This window comes from Halomonas sp. N3-2A, from assembly GCF_002216165.1.
GTDB lineage: Bacteria > Pseudomonadota > Gammaproteobacteria > Pseudomonadales > Halomonadaceae > Vreelandella.
This window is the reverse complement of sequence record NZ_CP022286.1, coordinates 2,652,992-2,671,349: the sequence shown is the minus strand read 5'-3', so window position 1 is coordinate 2,671,349 and position 18,358 is coordinate 2,652,992. Positions and strand designations below refer to the sequence as shown.

General features: G+C 56.9%; 20 protein-coding genes. 6 read left to right on the top strand and 14 right to left on the bottom strand.

Features of this window, described 5'->3' with window-relative positions:
- Window positions 1-17 precede the first annotated feature (17 nt).
- The 12 genes from phnN to phnC all read right to left on the bottom strand — a co-directional run bounded on the left by phnN (window position 18) and on the right by phnC (window position 10,268).
- Window positions 18-578: a ribose 1,5-bisphosphokinase gene (gene phnN, locus CEK60_RS12535; protein WP_089039302.1), complete on the bottom strand. Its 561-nt coding sequence runs from the start codon at window positions 576-578 to the stop codon at window positions 18-20.
- On the bottom strand, window positions 578-1,726 hold the full coding sequence (locus CEK60_RS12530) for an alpha-D-ribose 1-methylphosphonate 5-triphosphate diphosphatase (RefSeq protein ID WP_089039301.1): 1,149 nt from the start codon (window positions 1,724-1,726) through the stop codon (window positions 578-580). The genes phnN and CEK60_RS12530 overlap by 1 nt, the downstream gene beginning before the upstream one ends.
- Window positions 1,726-2,532, bottom strand: a complete 807-nt coding sequence (phnL, locus tag CEK60_RS12525; RefSeq protein ID WP_232471382.1) for a phosphonate C-P lyase system protein PhnL — start codon at window positions 2,530-2,532, stop codon at window positions 1,726-1,728. The genes CEK60_RS12530 and phnL overlap by 1 nt, the downstream gene beginning before the upstream one ends.
- Before the next feature lie 40 nt (window positions 2,533-2,572).
- Window positions 2,573-3,391: a phosphonate C-P lyase system protein PhnK gene (gene phnK, locus CEK60_RS12520; RefSeq protein WP_089039300.1), complete on the bottom strand. Its 819-nt coding sequence runs from the start codon at window positions 3,389-3,391 to the stop codon at window positions 2,573-2,575.
- Complete coding sequence (locus tag CEK60_RS12515) at window positions 3,388-4,254, bottom strand: alpha-D-ribose 1-methylphosphonate 5-phosphate C-P-lyase PhnJ (protein ID WP_089039299.1); 867 nt, start codon at window positions 4,252-4,254, stop codon at window positions 3,388-3,390. Before CEK60_RS12515 ends, phnK begins: the two co-directional genes overlap by 4 nt.
- Window positions 4,241-5,356 carry a carbon-phosphorus lyase complex subunit PhnI gene (locus tag CEK60_RS12510; protein ID WP_089039298.1) on the bottom strand — a complete coding sequence of 372 codons (1,116 nt, stop codon included), beginning with the start codon at window positions 5,354-5,356 and terminating at the stop codon, window positions 4,241-4,243. Before CEK60_RS12510 ends, CEK60_RS12515 begins: the two co-directional genes overlap by 14 nt.
- Window positions 5,356-6,075 (bottom strand): phosphonate C-P lyase system protein PhnH, encoded by a 720-nt coding sequence (gene phnH / locus CEK60_RS12505; RefSeq protein ID WP_089039297.1) that lies wholly within the window; start codon window positions 6,073-6,075, stop codon window positions 5,356-5,358. The genes CEK60_RS12510 and phnH overlap by 1 nt, the downstream gene beginning before the upstream one ends.
- A 2-nt stretch (window positions 6,076-6,077) precedes the next feature.
- On the bottom strand, window positions 6,078-6,527 hold the full coding sequence (gene phnG / locus CEK60_RS12500; protein ID WP_232471381.1) for a phosphonate C-P lyase system protein PhnG: 450 nt from the start codon (window positions 6,525-6,527) through the stop codon (window positions 6,078-6,080).
- A gap of 47 nt (window positions 6,528-6,574) precedes the next feature.
- Window positions 6,575-7,321 (bottom strand): phosphonate metabolism transcriptional regulator PhnF, encoded by a 747-nt coding sequence (gene phnF / locus CEK60_RS12495; RefSeq protein WP_157698036.1) that lies wholly within the window; start codon window positions 7,319-7,321, stop codon window positions 6,575-6,577.
- A gap of 120 nt (window positions 7,322-7,441) precedes the next feature.
- Window positions 7,442-8,236 (bottom strand): phosphonate ABC transporter, permease protein PhnE, encoded by a 795-nt coding sequence (gene phnE, locus CEK60_RS12490; RefSeq protein WP_089039294.1) that lies wholly within the window; start codon window positions 8,234-8,236, stop codon window positions 7,442-7,444.
- 70 nt (window positions 8,237-8,306) lie between these two features.
- Window positions 8,307-9,329, bottom strand: a complete 1,023-nt coding sequence (gene phnD / locus CEK60_RS12485) for a phosphonate ABC transporter substrate-binding protein (protein ID WP_089039293.1) — start codon at window positions 9,327-9,329, stop codon at window positions 8,307-8,309.
- Window positions 9,330-9,401: 72 nt separating this feature from the next.
- Window positions 9,402-10,268: a phosphonate ABC transporter ATP-binding protein gene (gene phnC, locus CEK60_RS12480; RefSeq protein ID WP_089039292.1), complete on the bottom strand. Its 867-nt coding sequence runs from the start codon at window positions 10,266-10,268 to the stop codon at window positions 9,402-9,404.
- Between the two features lie 355 nt (window positions 10,269-10,623).
- Between phnC and CEK60_RS12475 the strand changes: the two genes are divergently transcribed.
- Complete coding sequence (locus CEK60_RS12475; RefSeq protein WP_089039291.1) at window positions 10,624-10,794, top strand: helix-turn-helix domain-containing protein; 171 nt, start codon at window positions 10,624-10,626, stop codon at window positions 10,792-10,794.
- Window positions 10,795-11,017: 223 nt separating this feature from the next.
- On the top strand, window positions 11,018-11,242 hold the full coding sequence (locus tag CEK60_RS22900; protein ID WP_332459870.1) for a hypothetical protein: 225 nt from the start codon (window positions 11,018-11,020) through the stop codon (window positions 11,240-11,242).
- A 6-nt stretch (window positions 11,243-11,248) separates the two neighbouring features.
- Here the strand turns inward: CEK60_RS22900 and CEK60_RS22895 are convergent, their stop codons facing one another.
- Entirely contained in the window at window positions 11,249-11,743 is a 495-nt protein-coding gene (locus tag CEK60_RS22895) for a LysR substrate-binding domain-containing protein (RefSeq protein WP_332459869.1), read from the bottom strand.
- Entirely contained in the window at window positions 11,709-11,954 is a 246-nt protein-coding gene (locus CEK60_RS22890; RefSeq protein ID WP_332459902.1) for a LysR family transcriptional regulator, read from the bottom strand. Before CEK60_RS22890 ends, CEK60_RS22895 begins: the two co-directional genes overlap by 35 nt.
- Before the next feature lie 306 nt (window positions 11,955-12,260).
- Between CEK60_RS22890 and CEK60_RS12465 the strand changes: the two genes are divergently transcribed.
- From CEK60_RS12465 to CEK60_RS12450, 4 genes are all read left to right on the top strand, one after another.
- On the top strand, window positions 12,261-12,980 hold the full coding sequence (locus CEK60_RS12465; RefSeq protein ID WP_446718665.1) for an aldehyde dehydrogenase family protein: 720 nt from the start codon (window positions 12,261-12,263) through the stop codon (window positions 12,978-12,980).
- Window positions 12,981-13,038: 58 nt separating this feature from the next.
- Window positions 13,039-13,923 (top strand): peptidoglycan DD-metalloendopeptidase family protein, encoded by an 885-nt coding sequence (locus tag CEK60_RS12460; protein WP_089039290.1) that lies wholly within the window; start codon window positions 13,039-13,041, stop codon window positions 13,921-13,923.
- Window positions 13,924-14,002: 79 nt separating this feature from the next.
- Window positions 14,003-15,508, top strand: coding sequence for a Na+/H+ antiporter NhaC family protein (locus CEK60_RS12455; protein WP_157698035.1), 1,506 nt, complete (start codon window positions 14,003-14,005; stop codon window positions 15,506-15,508).
- A 10-nt stretch (window positions 15,509-15,518) separates the two neighbouring features.
- A complete protein-coding gene (locus CEK60_RS12450) occupies window positions 15,519-18,323 on the top strand; it encodes an aminotransferase class III-fold pyridoxal phosphate-dependent enzyme (protein ID WP_089039288.1) in 2,805 nt (934 codons plus the stop codon).
- The last annotated feature ends 35 nt before the right edge of the window (window positions 18,324-18,358 follow it).

Sequence of the window (18,358 nt, the reverse complement as noted above, 5' to 3'; positions counted from 1 at the left end):
TATAGCTTCCCTGGATTCTATAACTTGGACGAAGAGCGTCCCTCGATCACCGCTGTCAGTGCCGCGAGGCTATCTGAAAGCTTTCCGCCATTGTCGACTCGGGCGATCTCAGGAAAAGACTCGGCCAGTTCGCGCTCCATTGCGTGGTGGCGTCTGAGCCGGTGTTCGACTTCGCAGGGCGATTCTCGTCCACGTTCAATTAGCCGACGACGCAGCACCTCGGCAGGCGCAGTGATCACTACCGGAAGAAGCGCCTCACCGAAACGATCGTACGCCTTCGGTAAGGCTCGGCGGCTACCGTTAAGTAGCACGATGGCATCATTGGCAAGCCACGACTCAACCTCCACGCCAACGCCATAATTTAAGTTGTGAGCATGCCAGTCGAGGCACAGTAGGCCAGATTCGCGACGCACCGCGAATTCGGCATTGCTGAGTGACACGCAGTCTTCATCCATGCCACTTTCCCGAGTGAGATAGCGGTGGGCAACGACCCACTCGGGGTGAGCGCGGCGTGCGGCCTGTAGCAAGCTGTCCTTGCCCACGCCGCTAGCACCGATCAAATAGACCAGTCGTCCCATTAGTGCACCTGTTTTCCAGCGCACCATACCCGCTGTACCAGCGGATGGCCGTTGACTTCTCGCACCCGAATCAGGTCCGCACGCAGCCCCTCACTGATGCGGCCACGGTCATCAAACCCGACCGCTTTGGCAGGATTACGCGAAGCGCAGGCCACAGCACGGGGTAGGTCATAGCCTCCCTCCATAGCGGCAATCTGGAAGACTGCGTCTAGAAGCGCAGCCGGGTAGTAGTCCGAAGAAAGAATATCAAGCACGCCATGGCGCACTAGCTCACTGGCGGCAATATTGCCGGAGTGGGAGCCTCCACGTACCACATTAGGAGCACCCATCATCACTGCCATGCCGTTCTTGTGTGAGGCTTTGGCAGCTTCCAGGGTAGTCGGAAATTCTGCTACTTTAGTGCCGTACTCAAGGCTTTCGGCCACATGCTCTACAGTGGCATCGTCGTGGCTGGCAAGTGCTAGACCACGCTCATGGCAGGCTTGAGAAATCGCTTGACGGTAGGCGCTTGAATATTGGGCGCTAAAGCCCTGCTGACGCTCGATGAACGCATCGAGGCTGGCATCATCGAAGCCGTGCTTGCCCTTGTAGTACACTCGGTAGGCGTCGAAGCTGGCAAACTGGCGTTGCCCTGGCGAGTGGTCCATCAAAGATACCAGGCCAAGTTCAGGAGTGTCCGCAAGGGACTGAAAGCGTGCCAGCGTATCTGGGTGGCAAACCTCGCAGCGTAGATGTAAACGGTGGTCTACGCGGGCCATGCCGTTGCGGTTGATCTCGGTCAGAGCCTCAACCATCTGATGCAACGCATTCTGACGCATGCCGTGGTCATCCACGTCGCCAATGGACACCGCATCAAATACTGTGGTGATCCCGCTCGCTGCCATCTGCGCATCGTGGGCCAAGGCCGCTGATCGCGGTGGCCACGATACTTTAGGCCGTGGCTGAAAGTATTTCTCCATATTATCAGTGTGCAGCTCGATCAACCCGGGGATCAGCAGGTCGCCTGCGCAATCGATAGCACCTGGCAGTGTACTAAGCCCACGTTCAACGGCCATGATCATTCCGTCCTTGATGACAAGGCTGCCATGGACTATGTCATCTTCGAGTACTAGGCGAGCGTTGGTCAGAATCTGGTCATTGGCACCCATCACAGCGCCTCCTTGGTATCACTTTTCCCTGCTGGCGATGTAGCAAAGGAACTAGCTAACGCTTGGCCCGAGTCAGCGTCTGAGAACGGGGTGTCACTTGAGCGCAACATATGGTTTTCCAATGGCAGCAGGCGGTCGGCGACGCGATCGCGAACATCTTCGTCGTGAAAGATACCCAGCATTGCGCTGCCGCGAGCCTTGGCTTCCAGAATCAGCTCGACCACGACATCGCGATTAGCACTATCCAGAGAGGCGGTGGGCTCGTCCAACAGCAGCAGCGGATGCTCTGCAATAAAGCCACGGGCAATGTTGACGCGTTGTTGCTCGCCCCCTGAAAAGGTCCCAGGGGCCAGGCTCCACAGTCGCTCAGGGAGATTGAGCCGGGCTAGTAGCGCTTCGGCACGACTGCGCGCTTCGTTTACCTCACAGCCTCTAGACAGTAGCGGCTCCATGACTACTTCTCGCGCAGAGACCCGTGGCACTACACGCAAAAACTGGCTTACATAGCCAATCACATCGCGACGCAAGACATGCCACGCCTGGGCAGGTAGGTCTGAAAGTTCCAGTTCACTGTCATCGAAGTGCAGCGTCAATCGGCCACCGGAGACGCGGTAATTGCCATTAACCATTTTCAGCAAGGTACTTTTGCCGATACCGCTACGTCCGGCCAGCACAAGACATTCGCCTGGCACTAGGCTTAGTTCAAGGCCGCGCATCACGGTAAGTTGCTGGCCGCCCTGAGCATGTAGTATGAAAGACTTGTCGAGCGACGATGCGCTCAGAAAGGCTTGTTTGTTCGCCATCATAGCGGGCTCCTCAACGTAAAATCCTGAGAGTGGGCACGGTTCATGGTGTCAGCACCGATGACACGAGTAGCTGGGTGTAATCGTGCTGTGGGTCGTCCAGAATCTGGTCGGTTAGCCCAGCTTCCACTACCCGTCCACGGCGCATCACCATCAGTCTGTGGGCCAGCAGTCGGGCAACCGCTAGGTCATGAGTAACCAGAATCACTGAGAGACCAAGCTCCCGGGTCAAGGTGCGTAGCATGTCGAGAAGGCGTGCTTGGACTGAGACATCGAGGCCACCGGTGGGCTCATCCATAAACACTAGGCGGGGTTCGGTCACCAGCGTTCGGGCAATCTGCAGGCGTTGTTGCATGCCGCCCGAGAACGTTTGTGGCGCATCATCGATGCGACGTGGGTCTAATTCTACTCGCCCCATCCAGTCCTGGCTGGCGGCCCGCAGGTTACCGTAATGGCGTTGCCCCAGTGCCATCAGGCGCTCGCTAATGTTGGCCCCAGCGGATACTCCTAGGCGCAAGCCATCACGAGGGTTCTGGTGCACAAGGCCCCACTCGAGACGCAGCAGTGCCCGGCGCCGAGCCTCACTAATAGCGTAAAGATCAAACTCATCTTTTGCCTCAACAGCTGCAGTGCCGAATGGCTCCGGGCGGTGGTAAATCACTTGACCGTTATCGGGCTTTTCAAGCCCTGATAACACCCTCAGTAGGGTCGACTTACCAGAGCCTGATTCACCGACGATGCCGAGTACTTCACCTTGGTGCAGGGTGAAATCGATGTCCTGGCAACCCTGGTTGGGGCCGTATAAACGCGTAATGTCGCGCGCTTCAAGAAGGGCAGGGCGAGTAAGCAGTGGGCGCTTCATGCCACCTCCTCGTGGCGATCTTGGCAGTAGTCCGTATCCGAGCAGACGAACATCCGTCCTCCCTGATCGTCGGTGATAACTTCGTCAAGGTAGCTATCGGTAGCCCCGCACAAAGCGCACGGTTCCCCCCAGGTCTGGACCTCAAACGGATGATCTTCGAAATCTAAGCTCTTAACCCGTGTGTACGGCGGAATGGCATACAGGCGCTTTTCGCGGCCCGCGCCGAACAGCATTAGCGCTTCGCTCATGTCGAGCTTGGGGTTATCAAATTTGGGAATCGGTGAGGGGTCCATAACATAGCGATCAGCGACCTTGACCGGATAGGCATAAGTTGTCGCGATATGTCCATGACGGGCAATGTCTTCGTAGAGTTTGACGTGCATCACGCCATACTCTTCAAGGCCATGCATTATTCGGGTTTCCTCTTCGCTTGGCTCAATAAATCGCAGCGGTTCTGGGATGGGCACCTGGAACACTAGAATTTGGCCTTTCGTCAAGGCTTGTTCGGGGATTCTGTGGCGGGTCTGGATCACACTGGCCTCCCCGGTTCGGGTCGTCGTCTCGACCCCAGCCACGCGCTCGAAAAAAGTACGAATACTGACGGCGTTAGTGGTGTCGTCGGCGCCTTGGTCAATCACTTTAAGCACATCATCAGCGCCAAGGATGCTAGCGGTAAGCTGCATGCCCCCCGTACCCCAACCGTAAGGCATTGGCATTTCTCGGCCACCGAAAGGAACCTGATAGCCGGGAATCGCGACTGCCTTGAGCAGCGCACGGCGGATCATGCGTTTAGTTTGCTCGTCGAGATAGGCGAAGTTGTAGCCGCTATAAACATTGTCGGCTTTGTCATTACTGGCGTTCATTTCGGACGCTCCTGCTGGGAAGGCGAGAGTCTGCAGATTCTTGAGTGGTGTGTTCACGACGCAGGCGACGCAGCAGCTCTAACTCCGACTGGAAATCGACGTAATGCGGCAGCTTCAAGTGAGAAACAAAGCCGGAGGCTTCAACATTGTCGGCGTGAGCTAGTACGAACTCTGCCTGCTGGGCAGGGCCTTGAATCGGCTCACCCAGTTCTTCCGCGCGCAACGCGCGATCGACCAGCGCCATGGCCATGGTTTTGCGTTCGTTACGGCCAAAGGCCAAACCATAGCCGCGAGTAAACTGAGGCGCCTTTTCACGGCTGCCGCCAAACTGATTGATCATCTGGCATTCGCTAATGACGATCTCCCCGAGACAGACGGGGCCATCAAAGCCTTCCACCTCAATCTCCACTTCGACGGTGCCTTGACGAATCTCTCCAGCGAAAGGATGGTTGCGGCCGTAGCCACGCTGGGTCGAATAGCCCAGTGCTAGCAGATATCCTTCGTCGCCGCGCGCCAGCATTTGCAGGCGAGTAGCCCGATCAACCGGGAAGTCGGGTGGATCCTGAGTGATGTCGTAAGGCACGGCACCATCATCAACCTCTTGTTCAATCAACCCTTCGGCATCAAGGGCATCGAGTATTTGCGGGCAGGCTTCTAGTCCAGCCTCGGCACGCGCTGGGTCGGGGATCTCGCCCTCTGCCAGCAGCATGAAGTCAAGTAGGCGGTGGGTGTAGTCGTAGGTTGGCCCAAGAACTTGGCCTCCGGGGACATCCTTAAAAGCGGCACTGATACGGCGCTCTACCTGCATGTCACTTGTCTTGAGTGGGGTGCTATCGGCCAGCCTTGGTAAGGTAGTGCGATAGGCGCGCAGCAGAAAGACTGCTTCTGTCAGATCACCGCTGGCTTGCTTTAATGCCAAAGCAGCGAGCTCAGGGTCATGCAGTGAAGCCTCAGCCATGACGCGATCCACGGCGAGACCGAGCTGACGACAAACCTGGTCAACGCTAAGCTCGGGCTGTGCTCGGTCGCCTCGACGGCGGTCTGCCATCCACTGATGGGCGTTGGCGATGGCCTGTTCGCCACCTTTTACAGCAACGTACATTAGGCGTTCTCCTCTGCACAGACAGCTGCTTGATCCATTGAAGCCATGCCGACTAGAGGCTCTATACGAGTGCTACGCGGAATCGCAACTAGACGCTCTGAGCAGGTCAAAATAGTGTCTAGTCCGCGGGGAAAGCTGCCGCTATTAGCCTTCAAGCGTGTTATTAACACCTCGGCAGAAGCATCCAGCTCAAGCATTCGCGTATCGGCAATACCAGGGCCGCTCAGGCGCCAACGGCCAGTGTTATTGCTGGGTTGTCCTTCGGCGTTGGTCAATGTCTCCAATACCACCAACAGGGTTGTGCTGCGGTCCGGGTGAGTGTCGCTGCCTTCGGCGAAGCCTGGCAGGTCCTGACAACTCTGCGGTGTTAGTAGGGCGAAGTCGGCCTGGTCGGCCTGGGTCACAATGCGTGCCCCTGTGTGGAAAGCGATAGCCTCTGCCATGCCATCACGATCCAGCTCGTTGGAGATCCATATCCGCGAGTCCAGGTCGCACAGTGCTAGGAGTACTCCCCAGGCAGCGCGTGACAAGCCAACGCCTTCGGGTAGGGGTGAGAGACTAACTTCCTCAATGGTGCCGGGTTCAGCCATAGCGCTTAGCAGTTGGCGGAATAAGCGTTGGCCATGGTGAACAGCGTCATCAAGGGCTGGCCAGTCATGCGGCCTTAGATCATGCGATCGCTGATCGTGAGGCTCGGCACTTGTTAAAATATGCTGCATGGCTACTCCCCGCGTACCATTGTAAAAAAGTCAACTCGTGTTGCGGCGGCGGTCTGAGAACGCTCGATACGCTCATCAGCCAGCGACTGGGAAAGTGGTTCGATCAGCTCTTCATCAATGCGATGAGCCCAGTGTTGTTGTCGAGCACAGGCATCGATCAGAGCGATCAGCTCGGCGTGTTCATGGCTACGCCCAGCAACCCATCCATGGCCTAATCCACCGCCACCAGGGGTATCGTCATCCAGGGCCACGCTGGCGCGTGTCACGGTCATTTCCCCAAGGTTGAAAGCGTTGCCTGAACCGCCCATGCGACCACGCACCATCACCATGCCGGTTTCCGGGCCTCGAACGCAGCGGTATCGCACTTGGATGCCGAGCACTGCCCAGCTCTCACAAAGGCGTTTGGTGGGCGTCAGCGCAAGAATGCGGTGACGTTGTTCAGGAGTCATCATGATTCCTCATCGTTGTCAGTTTGGTGTAGACCAGGCATTTGTCAGTGTTAACGTTCATTTAAAAAATCAAAGTGATAAGAAACGCGGTCAGCCCTGGCGCAGCTTACGGAGACTTCTACAAGGCGCCGGGACTCATCGACATTGTCACTGGTAAGTACAAGAAGCGGCGCGAGCTGGGGGCACTGCAGTAAGCGGCTATCGTCACGATTGGCTTGGCTCGCTTCCAGGCGCACGGCGGCACGGGAGAGGCGCAAACCGTAATGCTGGTCAAGCAGTGCACGGGTGGAGCCTCCACGGTAGCGCTCACACCAGTCAGGCACGCGCGTGGCATCAAACCAATGGCGCAAACGCGTTAATGGCATGCCATCCACTAGCCTCAGCGTATCAACGCAGATCAAGCACTCATCCTCAGCCAAACCGAAGCGTTGGCTGATCGCTTCGGGCGGGCGTGACAGGCCTTGAGATAAACAGCGTGTCTCTGTGTTGATACCCATTTCTGCAAGGTTATGGGTGACCTTGCTTTCGGCGTTCACCATGTAATCCAGTCGCCGATCTACGACTTGGGTGCCCCAGCCCTGATGACGCGTCACCATGCCTGCGGCTACCAGTTCATCTAGTGCGCGACGAACGGTATGGCGGTTTACCTCAAAGCGCTTGGCTAGCGCCAGCTCGCTTGATAACTGGTCGCCCGCGCTATGCTGAGTTCGAATCTCATGGGCGAGAATTCTGGCTAGCTGGCGATAGCGTGGTTCTCTGGTTTCCTGATGGCTGTGGTGCGCTAGTTGTCTAGACATTTTTACTCCTGCTATAACCCCCCTCGCCGAGGGGCTGTGTGTCATTTTTCGTCCTGTCTAAAGGAGGTTTTGTTGTTATTAGACGTTCGCCTGGGCTAATCAGAATGGAATTTTTCCAGACTATATGAAGTGCTTACGCAGGCGTTGGGAAGCTATATCGAGAACGGTCACAGCGACGATAATAACCAGCATAATGGTGGCGGTTTCGGCGTACTGAAAACCACGCATGGTTTCCCACAAGGCGACCCCAATACCGCCCCCACCAACCATTCCAAGTACTGTGGCAGAGCGAATATTCGACTCGAACCGGTAAAGGCTTACCGAGATCCATAGCGGTAGTACCTGAGGAATCAGCCCGAAGATAATCTCCTCAACACGCCCTGCACCAGTTACACGGATACCTTCCATCGGACCTGCGTCACTGGCTTCCACCGCCTCAGAAAACAGCTTCGCTAGCACGCCCGTGGTGTGTACAAACAACGCCAATGTGCCTGCAAAGGGGCCGAGTCCTACGGCCACTACGAATAGCATGGCAAACACCAGCTCATTGATGGCTCGGCAAGCATCCATCAGTCGGCGCATTGGTTGGTAAACCCACCAAGGCACCAGGTTCTCGGAGGAGAGCAGGCTGCAGGGTACCGCCACGATGATCGCCAGTAGCGTCCCCCAAATGGCAATTTGGATGGTCACCAACATCTGGTTGATATAGTGGCCAAGGTTGCCGAAAGTGGGCGGAAAGAAATCGCCAGCCAAGGTAGCCATGTTGTCGGCATTGCTAACCAGTAAGCTTGGACGTATCTCTGCTCCCTGCCAGGACCAAGCCAGCACGCTGAGCAGCACAAACCAACCAATCAGTGATAACCAGCTACGCCGACGCAACAGCGATGTCGTCATTTGAGATGTATGGGTGTTCATGGTCTCTCCGAGCGGGGAAAACGGTCTACGCTCACCCCGCTATGGATGATCTGGGTTTGTCGCCTGAAAATTAATCAGTGGTAGCAACAGTGTCGGCGTTTGCTTCAGCACCTTGCAGGTCCTGAAGGCGTTGGTTAAGTGCCTCAAGCTGAGCATCTAATTCAGCTAGCTGCTGCTCACGATCAGCGTCTGATAGGCTCTCGTTGTTGGCCACATCAGCACGTTGCTTGAATAGCTCAAGCTGGCGAATCGGCAGCAGACCATCGTTGTTAGAAGCCTTAAAGTGGCTCCATTGCAGTGGCTCTAAAATTGCCTGTTCTTCGTCGCTATCGCCGTAATTGAAGAAGAATTCACGCAGTCCATCCTTGGTCTCTTCGGACAGGTTGGTGCGCCATACTAGCGGGTCAGATGGAATCAGCGGGGACGTCCAAACCACGCGAAGCTGCTCAGCTTTCTCAGGTGCGCTGATTTCAAGACGCTCCATGCTCTCGGTATTAAAGGTGGCAACATCAACTTGGCGATTGGCCACCGATAAAGCGTTGGTTTCGTGGCTGGAGTTCAGAGTGCGCTTAAAAGCAGTAGCAACATCGACGTCGTTTTGGGCAAACACATAGTAACCTGGCACCAAATACCCAGACGTTGAATTTGGATCACCGTTACCAAACACGAGGTCACCGGAGTTCTCCAAGACGTCTTCGACGCTGTGCAGATCGCTGTCCTGATGCACAATCATCAAACTCCAGTATCCCGGTTGGCCATTCGCAGGGATTGTCTGAGCGAAAACCTCGCCACCTGCACGATCCACGGCTTCTATGGCCGATTTGTTGCCGTACCAAGCTAAGTCGATCTGGTCAAAACGCATCGCCTGAATCACTGCGGCATAATCAGTGGCAAAGAAGGGCTCAACCTCCATGCCTAGCTCCTCCGACATATCATCAAGGAACGGTTGCCACATTGGCCGCTGGTTCTGGCTGGATTCAGTGGAAATAATGCCGAACTTAAGTGTATCGGCGGCCAACAGCTGAGTGCTTGCAGCAAAGCTAATCCCCGCAACCAGCGGTAGAAGTAGACGGCGATAAGAAGTAAACGTCATGAGTGTGTCTCCGGGATAATAGTGTGTTCGATTGTGAGTGGCGTATCGGTGGAAGAGCGGTCCGTTCTGCTGTTAGCTAGGCATTGGCGTTGCTACTGCGTGATGCGCGGAAATAGTTTGGCGGTTTTCAGGGGATGCTTGGTCGCTTGACAGCTCGCTTGTGCGTAGCTCATCAAGATCAGCATTTTCGTAAAGTGCCTGCAGGCGCGCGTCAGTGAGTTCACTAATAGGGCCATCGAAGTACAAACGGCCATCCTTAAGGGCGACGGCACGCTGACAATAGCGGCGAGCAACATCGACTTGATGCAGGGTGACGACCACGGTGCGGCCGTCTTCGGCGTGAATACGACTGAGGATTTCCATAACCTCGCGAGCGCTGCGCGGGTCCAGTGAAGCAATTGGTTCATCAGCCAGAATTAATTCGGCGTCTTGCATCAGTACCCTGGCAATTGCCACACGTTGCATTTGCCCACCAGAAAGGGTGTTAGCGCGCTGATCCATCAGTTCCTCAAGCCCCACCCGAGCCAAGCAAGCTCGTGCATGCTCACGTTCCTGATCGGTGAAACGGCCAAAGAGAGCGCGTAACTTGGACATACGACCCAGCCGCCCGACCAATACGTTGGTTAGCACGCTAAGACGCCCTACTAGGTTGAATTGCTGAAAAATGTAGCCAGTTCGACAACGCTCAATGCGAACTGCGCGGTGTAGACGACCGTTCATCTGTACGTCACGCCCCATAAGAGACACGTGACCGCCATTTTTTCGATTTCCGCAGGTTAGGCCGACGAGGTGGCGCAGCAGTGTGGACTTACCGGAGCCTGACGGTCCAATCAGCGCGACCATTTCACCAGGTGCGACGCAAAAGCTTACGTCATCAAGCACCTGGCGGTGCCCAAACGTCTTATTTAAGCCTTTAGCGTGAATAATAGAAGTAGACATGTTGCTCCCCCGTTTGGAATAACAACATTCTGGTCGAGTCAGATGAACACCAGTTGTCTAGACAATGTCAGTTTGATGATATTTTTAACGATTCGTGACTAGGTTTTCGTAATGGAAAATATTTAAATTATATATTTATCAATAATTTGAAATTAACTGACATATTTTTGCCACTCTTATGTCACCGGGGTGTCATCTTGTTTTCGGTGCGCTAATGAGAAGGGGGTGTATGTGATATTTCATATAGCAAAAATATTTGAAAGCGATTCTTTACCATTTGGAATGACAGCAAGCTATCCAGAGTGATTTTTGATGGATCGTGGTCATCCCGCACGCTTGGGTGGGCGAGCACAAAATGAAGATCGTTGGTGTGGCGCGTGAAACGGGGTTGAACTGCAACGCCATCACGTTGCTTTATAAAGAAACAGCTCAGCGTGTTGAGTTGGATGCGCTGGATAAGCTATGCAAATTATTCAGCTGTGGGGTAGGGGATTTGTTCAAGTTTGGCGACGATCAGGGAAGATAGAAAAAGCACGAAGAGAGGGAGGGCGGAAAGCTAGCGGTATCAAGCATCCGATCATATGTATCCACGACAGTGGTCACATGTAGATCTTTGTGGGCATCGACGCCATCGGCAATGTCAGGTGACCAATGTGATGCTGAGCCATGATGGCTCTTCAGGCTATCTGTTGAAAGTGGCTTCACCAGGTTCGATAGCCTGAGCATGGCAGTAACGAGACTGGCCCTTCTTGAGCTACATGCATCGACGAGGTGAGTCACTTCGTCTTCCAGTTGCTCGGCTACGCCGCACCGCATGGTATCGCTGGTGGCGCAACATCGCGGTGCTCAAGGAGCCAGTTGATGAACCCCTTGAGCTTGGCCATCTCCCCCTTGTGCTCAGGATATGCCAAGTAATAGGCATTTCGGCTCGTCAGAGCGAAGGGCCAGGGTATCACCAGATGGCCAGCCGCTAGTTCCTCCTAGGCCAGGAAGCTCGGCACCAGTGCAATGCCGCAGCCTGACCGCGCTGCGCGCAGAGCCATATAGAAGGTGTCGAACCGCGGCCCGTGATAGCTGTGCTCTGTATAGCACCCCTGAGCTTGGAACCAGTCATGCCAAGCTTCAGGCCGGGTCGCGCTCTGCATTAATACCAATCGAGTCAATGACAGTGGAGCGTCGACACCGCCGGGTGGCAGTATGGCTGGCGCGCAAATCGGCACTATTTCTTCATCAATCAGCTTGATGCACTCCGCTTTAGGCCATGCACCGTGGCCGAAGAAGAAGGCTACGTCGATGTGCTCTTCTTCGAGATCGAAAGGCTCCACTCGGTTGCTGATGTTTAGGTAGACGTTGGGATGGCGAAAGCGAAAGCCGTTGAGCCTGGGAATCAGCCAGCGGGCTCCAAAAGTCGCCAGGGTAGTGACGTTAAGAACCTCATTCTCACCCCCGTAGGACTGCATGTAGCGAGTCGACATCTCCACCTGGGCGAGTATCTTGCGCACTTCGGTTAGATAGAGTGAGCCCTAAGAAGTGATCTGCAGGCGCTTGCGCACACGGCGGAACAGGGGAGGGAAGCACTAACTCCATCTGGGCTACCTGCTTGCTGACGGCGCTTTGAGTCAGGTTCAGCTCATCCCCCGCGCGGGTGAAGCTTAGGTGCCGGGCAGACGCCTCAAAGCACTGCATCGCGGTCAGGGGTGGGAAGATAGACACGACTCATAAAACATGAATTATTGGAATGTTGATCTGACTAAATATCGCTTTAGTGACCAAGCACACCCTTAAGATGTTGCTCAAATATCGCTGGCTAAAGCAAGCACGACTTTAGCATTGAGGAAGTCGTGGTGTGGCTTCAGCACTGATACTACGCAGATCCTGGTAGATGAAGAAAAAATAGAATGAACTCCCGAATATTCGTCGCTTGAGCATTTTTCACAACCCTGATGATACTGAGTGTGTACCCACTTAATATCGCGACCAGTCGGAGAAAGAATGAACGACGCCATCATGCAGCGCCTGGGAGTACGTGTAGAGCAGTGTCTTCAAGGTGATTACCCGGTGATTAGCCCCACCGATGGTGCCGAGATTGGTCGCGTGAGCATGCCGGGGGCCGACGCGATGGACGCCTGCATCGCCTATGCGGAAGCGGCATTCATTCAGTGGCGACAGGTGCCAGCATCGTGTCGCGGCGAGGTTGTCGAGCGGGTCAAGAGGGCCTATGCCGGTGTGACCATCGGCGACCCGATGGGGGGCAGTCTGGTCGGCCCGCTGATCGATGCTCAGGCGTTTGAGCAAATGCAATCGGTGCTCGGCAAGGCGCGTGAGTGGGGCGCCAGAGTGTTTGGCGGCGAACGTCGACTGGCTGACGAGTACCCCAAGGGCTACTACGTGGCGCCAGCCATCGTCGAGGTCGAACAGCAGGACGAGCTGGTAAAGCATGAGACCTTTGACCCGATTCTCTACGTGATTAGCTACCGTAATTTCAGCGAGGCCGAGGCCTTCGTCTCGGTTGACGGCAGCGACTGCGGTATCGCCAACGTCAATATCGGCCCCAGCGGCGCTGAAATCGGTGGCGCTTTCGGCGGAGAGAAGGAGACTGGCGGCGGACGCGAATCCGGCTCCGACGTTTGGAAGAGCTATATGCGTCGCCAGACTAACACGGTGAACTACTCCCGCGAGTTGCCCTTAGCCCAGGGCATCAAGTTCGACTGATTCCCACGTAATAATCGGGTGCCCCGGGAGGGGGTGCCCTCGTTAAAGAGAGAGAAGCATGCCGACCCACGATAACCTTCGATCCCTCTGCCTGCGCTGGCAAGATGCGGCGCCGGCGACCGAACTTGCCCCCGAGGCCCTTGAAGATCCCGCGGTTCTCGATTGTCTGCCCGAGGCGTTGAGGATTGCCCTAATGTCACGCTATGGCGTAGTTCATCCTGCTCTTGCACTGTATGGGCTGCGCTATCAATTAGGGCTCAGCCCGTGCCCAGGAGAAGCGCGCTTCCAACGATGGGCCGACCGTAATCAGAGCCCGGTCGCTCTGCTCACGAGCCTTGCCCACAAGACGCACGAGGTCATTGAGTTTGCCAGCGAGCAGCGCTTTGCTCTCGGCGGCCACACCGACCCTGAATACAATACATGCTTGCTGTTCGACGCCATGGGTGACTCTCGCGTCGCCCTCGGCCGCTACCTGGAGGATCGGGCGTTCTACCGTGAACCCCAGTTCTTCCGCGGCGATGAAGCGCGCAGCGTCCATCTCGGCGTCGACGTCTTCGAGCACGCCGAAGCGCCGGTACATGCTCCTTTCGATGGCAAAGTGCATAGCCTGGCCTACAACGCCAAGCGCCTCGACTACGGCGCCACCATCATCTTGGAGCATGCTATGGAGGATGACACTCCCTTCTTCACCCTTTACGGGCACCTGTCACGCCAGAGCCTGAAAGGGCTTTCCCGAGGCGACCATGTCGCTCAAGGTGACGCCTTCTGCCGTCTTGGTTCCCCCTCCGAGAATGGCGGGTGGGTACCCCACCTGCACTTCCAGGTGATCCTAGACATGCTGAACTTCGAGGGCGACTACCCCGGTGCTGCCTTCCCATCCGAGATCGCCATCTGGCGCAGCCTGTGTCCCGACCCGCGACGCATCGTAGCGATTGCAACCTAGGCGGCGCCTCCCGACGCCACTGTTCCATTCACACTCCGGTATTCCCGATGCCAGAACAACAACGATAATGGAGACTCTAATGACCGCATCTTCTACTGACGACCGTACTGCCCCTCCGCTGGCCATGGCTCTGACACCACTAGTGGTCGCTATCGCATCCATCAGCCTGATGATCTATATGTTCCAGGGCGAGTCTCTCGGCGGGCCTGTGCAGCTTGCCCTGATCTTCTCAGCCGCCCTGGCGGCAGGACTTGCTCTGGCCCGTGGCGAGCGATTCGCGACGCTCAAGGCCGGTATTTTCGAAGGCATCAACGTGTCCATGAACGCCATCGTCATCATCTTGTTGGTCGGCGGGCTGATCGGCGTATGGATCCTGTCCGGCATCGTGCCGAGCATGATCTACTATGGCTCTTTCCTGGTCTCCGGTGACGCCTTCTACTTCAGTGCCTGTCTGATTTGCGCCATCATCGCCGTTAGCATTGGCAGTAGTCTGACCACCGCCGGTACCATAGGCCTCGCGCTGATTACCATCGCCGAATCGGTGGGCTTATCCACCGCCGTCACCGCCGGAGCCATCATCTCGGGATCCTATTTCGGTGATAAGCTCTCGCCGCTGTCGGACACTACCAACCTGTCGGCGGCGGTCTCCGGAGGAGAGCTGTTTCTCCATATTAAGGCGATGTCACGCACGGTGTTTCTCAGCCTCGCCGCGAGTCTGGCGCTGTACTGGCTCATTGGCCTAATGACCACCGATGCCAGTGACAACCTGTCGAGAATCGCCGAGCTGCGCACCATGCTCGAAGCGAACTTCGTGATCAGTCCGCTTTTGATTGCTCCCTTACTGGTGGTTCTGGTGCTCGCTTACCGAAAAGTCGATGCCATACCGACGCTGTTCATCGGGCTACTAATGGGCGCGCTGGCCGCTATGCTGTGGCAGACGGACAACGCCCTGCGCCTGGCCGCGGCATCTGACAACACCCTGTTCCCAGTCATCGAGGGTGTTGTGCGCGCCATCTCCACGGGTTATGTCTCCACCACTGGCGATGCCCATTTTGACCGCATTCTGAGCAAGGGTGGCATGTTCGGAATGCTCTACATGCTGTGGCTGGTCGTCGCGGCGATGTCCTTCGGCGGCATCATGGCCAGCGCAGGATTCCTCAGGCGCCTAGTCGAGACCATGACTCGGCGTGCGAAGACCCCGGGGGCCTTGGTGCTGTCAACCCACCTGGCCTGCTTGACGACGCTGATGCTCACCGGCAGCCAGTACATGGGCAATATCCTGCCGGGGCGCATGTTCAAGGAGAAGTACGAGGAGTTGGGGCTGGCACCCGAGAACCTGTCACGTGCGCTGGAAGACGCCTCTACCGTGGTGTCTCCGTTGATTCCCTGGACCACCTGCGGCGCTTTCCTGACCGCCACTCTAGGGGTCCCGACGTTGATCTACGCGCCCTTTACCTTCTTCTCCCTGATCAACCTGCTGCTGGCTATCACCTGCGCCGTACTGGGACTCAACATGCTGCGCAACGCCAATATCCGGCCCCAGCCCACCTCTTCTCAACAGAGTGGTCACACCCACCACGCCTGAGGATGACTTCATGTCAGAAACGATGATCATGTCCGAAACCATCGAACAGTGTGTCGTAGAGGCACTTGCCGAGCACTTTGGCCTCGCGGGAGCCCTCGAACGCCTCGATGGCTACACCGACCAGAACTTCTGCCTGATCTTGGACGATGGCAGCCGTTACTTGGCCAAACTCAGCCGGGCCCCAACCATCCAAGCTGAGGTGGCCTTGATGACAGCCCTGGAAGACCAGCCCCTGGGTGGGCTCAAGCTGCCGCGCCATCGGCGCAGCCGAGGTGGCCAAGCGAGCGTGACGCTCAGGCTGGATGGGGAGAACTGGCAGCTGCGCCTACTAAGTTATCTGGATGGCACCCTCTGGGCCGAGGGCCTGCCTCCCAGTGAAGCCCAGCTGTATGCCACTGGCGAAGGGCTTGGCCATCTCGATCTGGCCTTGGCCGAACTCGAACCAAGCGCTCTGGGCTGGCCCGTGGGGCCCTTCCACGACTGGGATTTGACCGCGTATCGTACTCTCGCGGAGCGTCCCGAGATTGGAGGACTGCAACACGAGATGCGCGAGCAGATGACCGCATGCGTCGATTTCGTACGCGCCCGGGAGCATGAGCTCTCCATTCAGCTGATCCATAACGACGCCAACGACTACAACCTGTTCTTAGACTCGCCGACATCGGAGCATCCCAGTGGCTTGATCGATTTCGGTGATGCCTGCCACGCCTTCACTGTCATTGAACTCGCCGTTGCCGCGGTCTACCTGACTGACCGCAGTCCCGACCGCCTGGAAGCGCTCAAGCAACTGACTCTGGGCTATCACAGCATTCGGCCGCTCTCCAGGGTGGAACTCGAATGTCTGCCACGGCTCATCCTGCTGCGCATCCTGCTGAGTCGAATGAACTACCTGAAGGCCGCTGCCGCCGGCCAAGACGCGCCCTATATCGCCATATCCCAAGTGCAGATCTTGCGTCAGTGGCGCCTCTTCACCACGCTCGGCCCAGAACTGATTGCCGAGGAGCTGATCGCCTTGTGCCATCCCGTCTCGATGCTAGCCCTCCTGAACGAGCGCAGGGAGTGGCTGGCGAAGCGGGGAGTGCTGGACGTGCTGGGTGACGATCGCTACACCGCTTTGAGGCCATCGCGGACCTTTGGCGTTCCGATGGCCGGTGTCGAAGGGCAGATCGCCACCGGCGAGACCTTTATCGCTCAGCGCGACTTGGTGCTGCGCAACAACGTTCGTGTCACCCGAGTTGATCAGCGCGACGATCGTCTGCTGATTGGCCTGCAGGATCACCATCTGGGACGCCTCAGCCTGATCCTGCGTAGTGCCGATCCGAGCGCGCCTCTGCCGCGGGCCGAACTGAGCATAGAGGGCTTTTCTCTGTCTCTCGCTGCGGGCCAGACCATCACCTTGACTTGCCTGTGGGGGGAGGGGGATATCGGTGGCCTGCGAATGTGCACGAGCCTGGATGCTGAGGAGTGGCAAGCGGTCGCAGCGGTCTATCTCGATCCCGATCTAGCACTTGGCCGTGGCAATGTCTACGGCGGTCGCAACGGCATCGCTACGCTGCTCCATGCTCGTCGTCAGCTACTTTCCCCCACTCTGAGCCATGCCTATCAGCATCCACTAAAGATCGTACGCGGCGACATGGCCTATCTGATCGCAGAGGACGGCAGACGCTACCTAGATATGGTCAACAACGTTTGTCATGTGGGCCACGCCAATCCGCGCGTGGTGGCGGCTGGCTCCCGGCAGATGGCCGAGCTAAACACCAACACCCGCTATCTACACGACACCATCGTGACCTACTCCGAACGTTTGCTGGCTACCCTGCCGGGCCATCTGGAGGTGGTCTTCCTGGTCAACTCTGGCAGCGAGGCCAACGACTTAGCGATGCGTCTGGCTCGCAACTACACAGGACGTCACGATTTGGCCGTGCTGGAACATGCCTACCACGGACACCTCTCGAGCCTGATCGACATTAGCCCCTACAAACACGACGGACCGGGCGGCCAGGGTACCCCGGAGCACGTGATCAAGTTGCCTTTCCCCGATACCTATCGCGGTCGACATCGTGGCGAGGGGGCCGATGAGCTGTATCTGGCAGAGGCACTCGAGACCCTTTCTCAGGCTCGCGAGCAACCAGCGGCTTTCTATGTCGAGAGCTTCGCTGGCGTCGGTGGGCAGTGGATCTGGCCTGGAACTTACCTCGAGGGCGTGACACGTCATCTGCAGGCACGTGGCACCCTGTACATCGCCGACGAGGTCCAGGTCGGCTTTGGCCGTGCCGGCAGCAGTTTCTGGGCCTTCGATCAGTATGACGTCACCCCGGACATCGTTACCCTGGGCAAGCCCATCGGCAACGGACACCCCATCGCAGCAGTGGTCACTACTCGGGCGGTGGCTGAGGCCTTCCGTACCGGCATGGAGTACTTCAACACCTTCTCCGGCAACCCGGTGTCTTGTGCCATCGCCTTGGCGGTGCTCGATGAAATCGAGTCCCGAGACCTGCAACACCATGCCAGGACCCTCGGCGACTCACTCAAGGGTCGCCTCGAAGTTCTGGCTGAGCGCTTCCCCAGGGTCGGGCAGGTACGTGGCCGCGGACTCTTCCTTGGCGTCGAGATCATCGAAGGCCCGAGCCTTGCACCCGATACCACCACCGCCAAACGTATCTGTCATTACCTGCGCCTCAATGGGGTGCTGCTCTCCACCGACGGTCCCGATGACAACGTGCTCAAGATCAAGCCGCCGATGGTCATCCAGTCCAAGGACATCGAGGCCTTCCTGACTCTGCTCGAAGCGAGCTTCTCCCAGTACTGCCACTGAAACGATGATGCCCATGACAACAATGACAACAATGA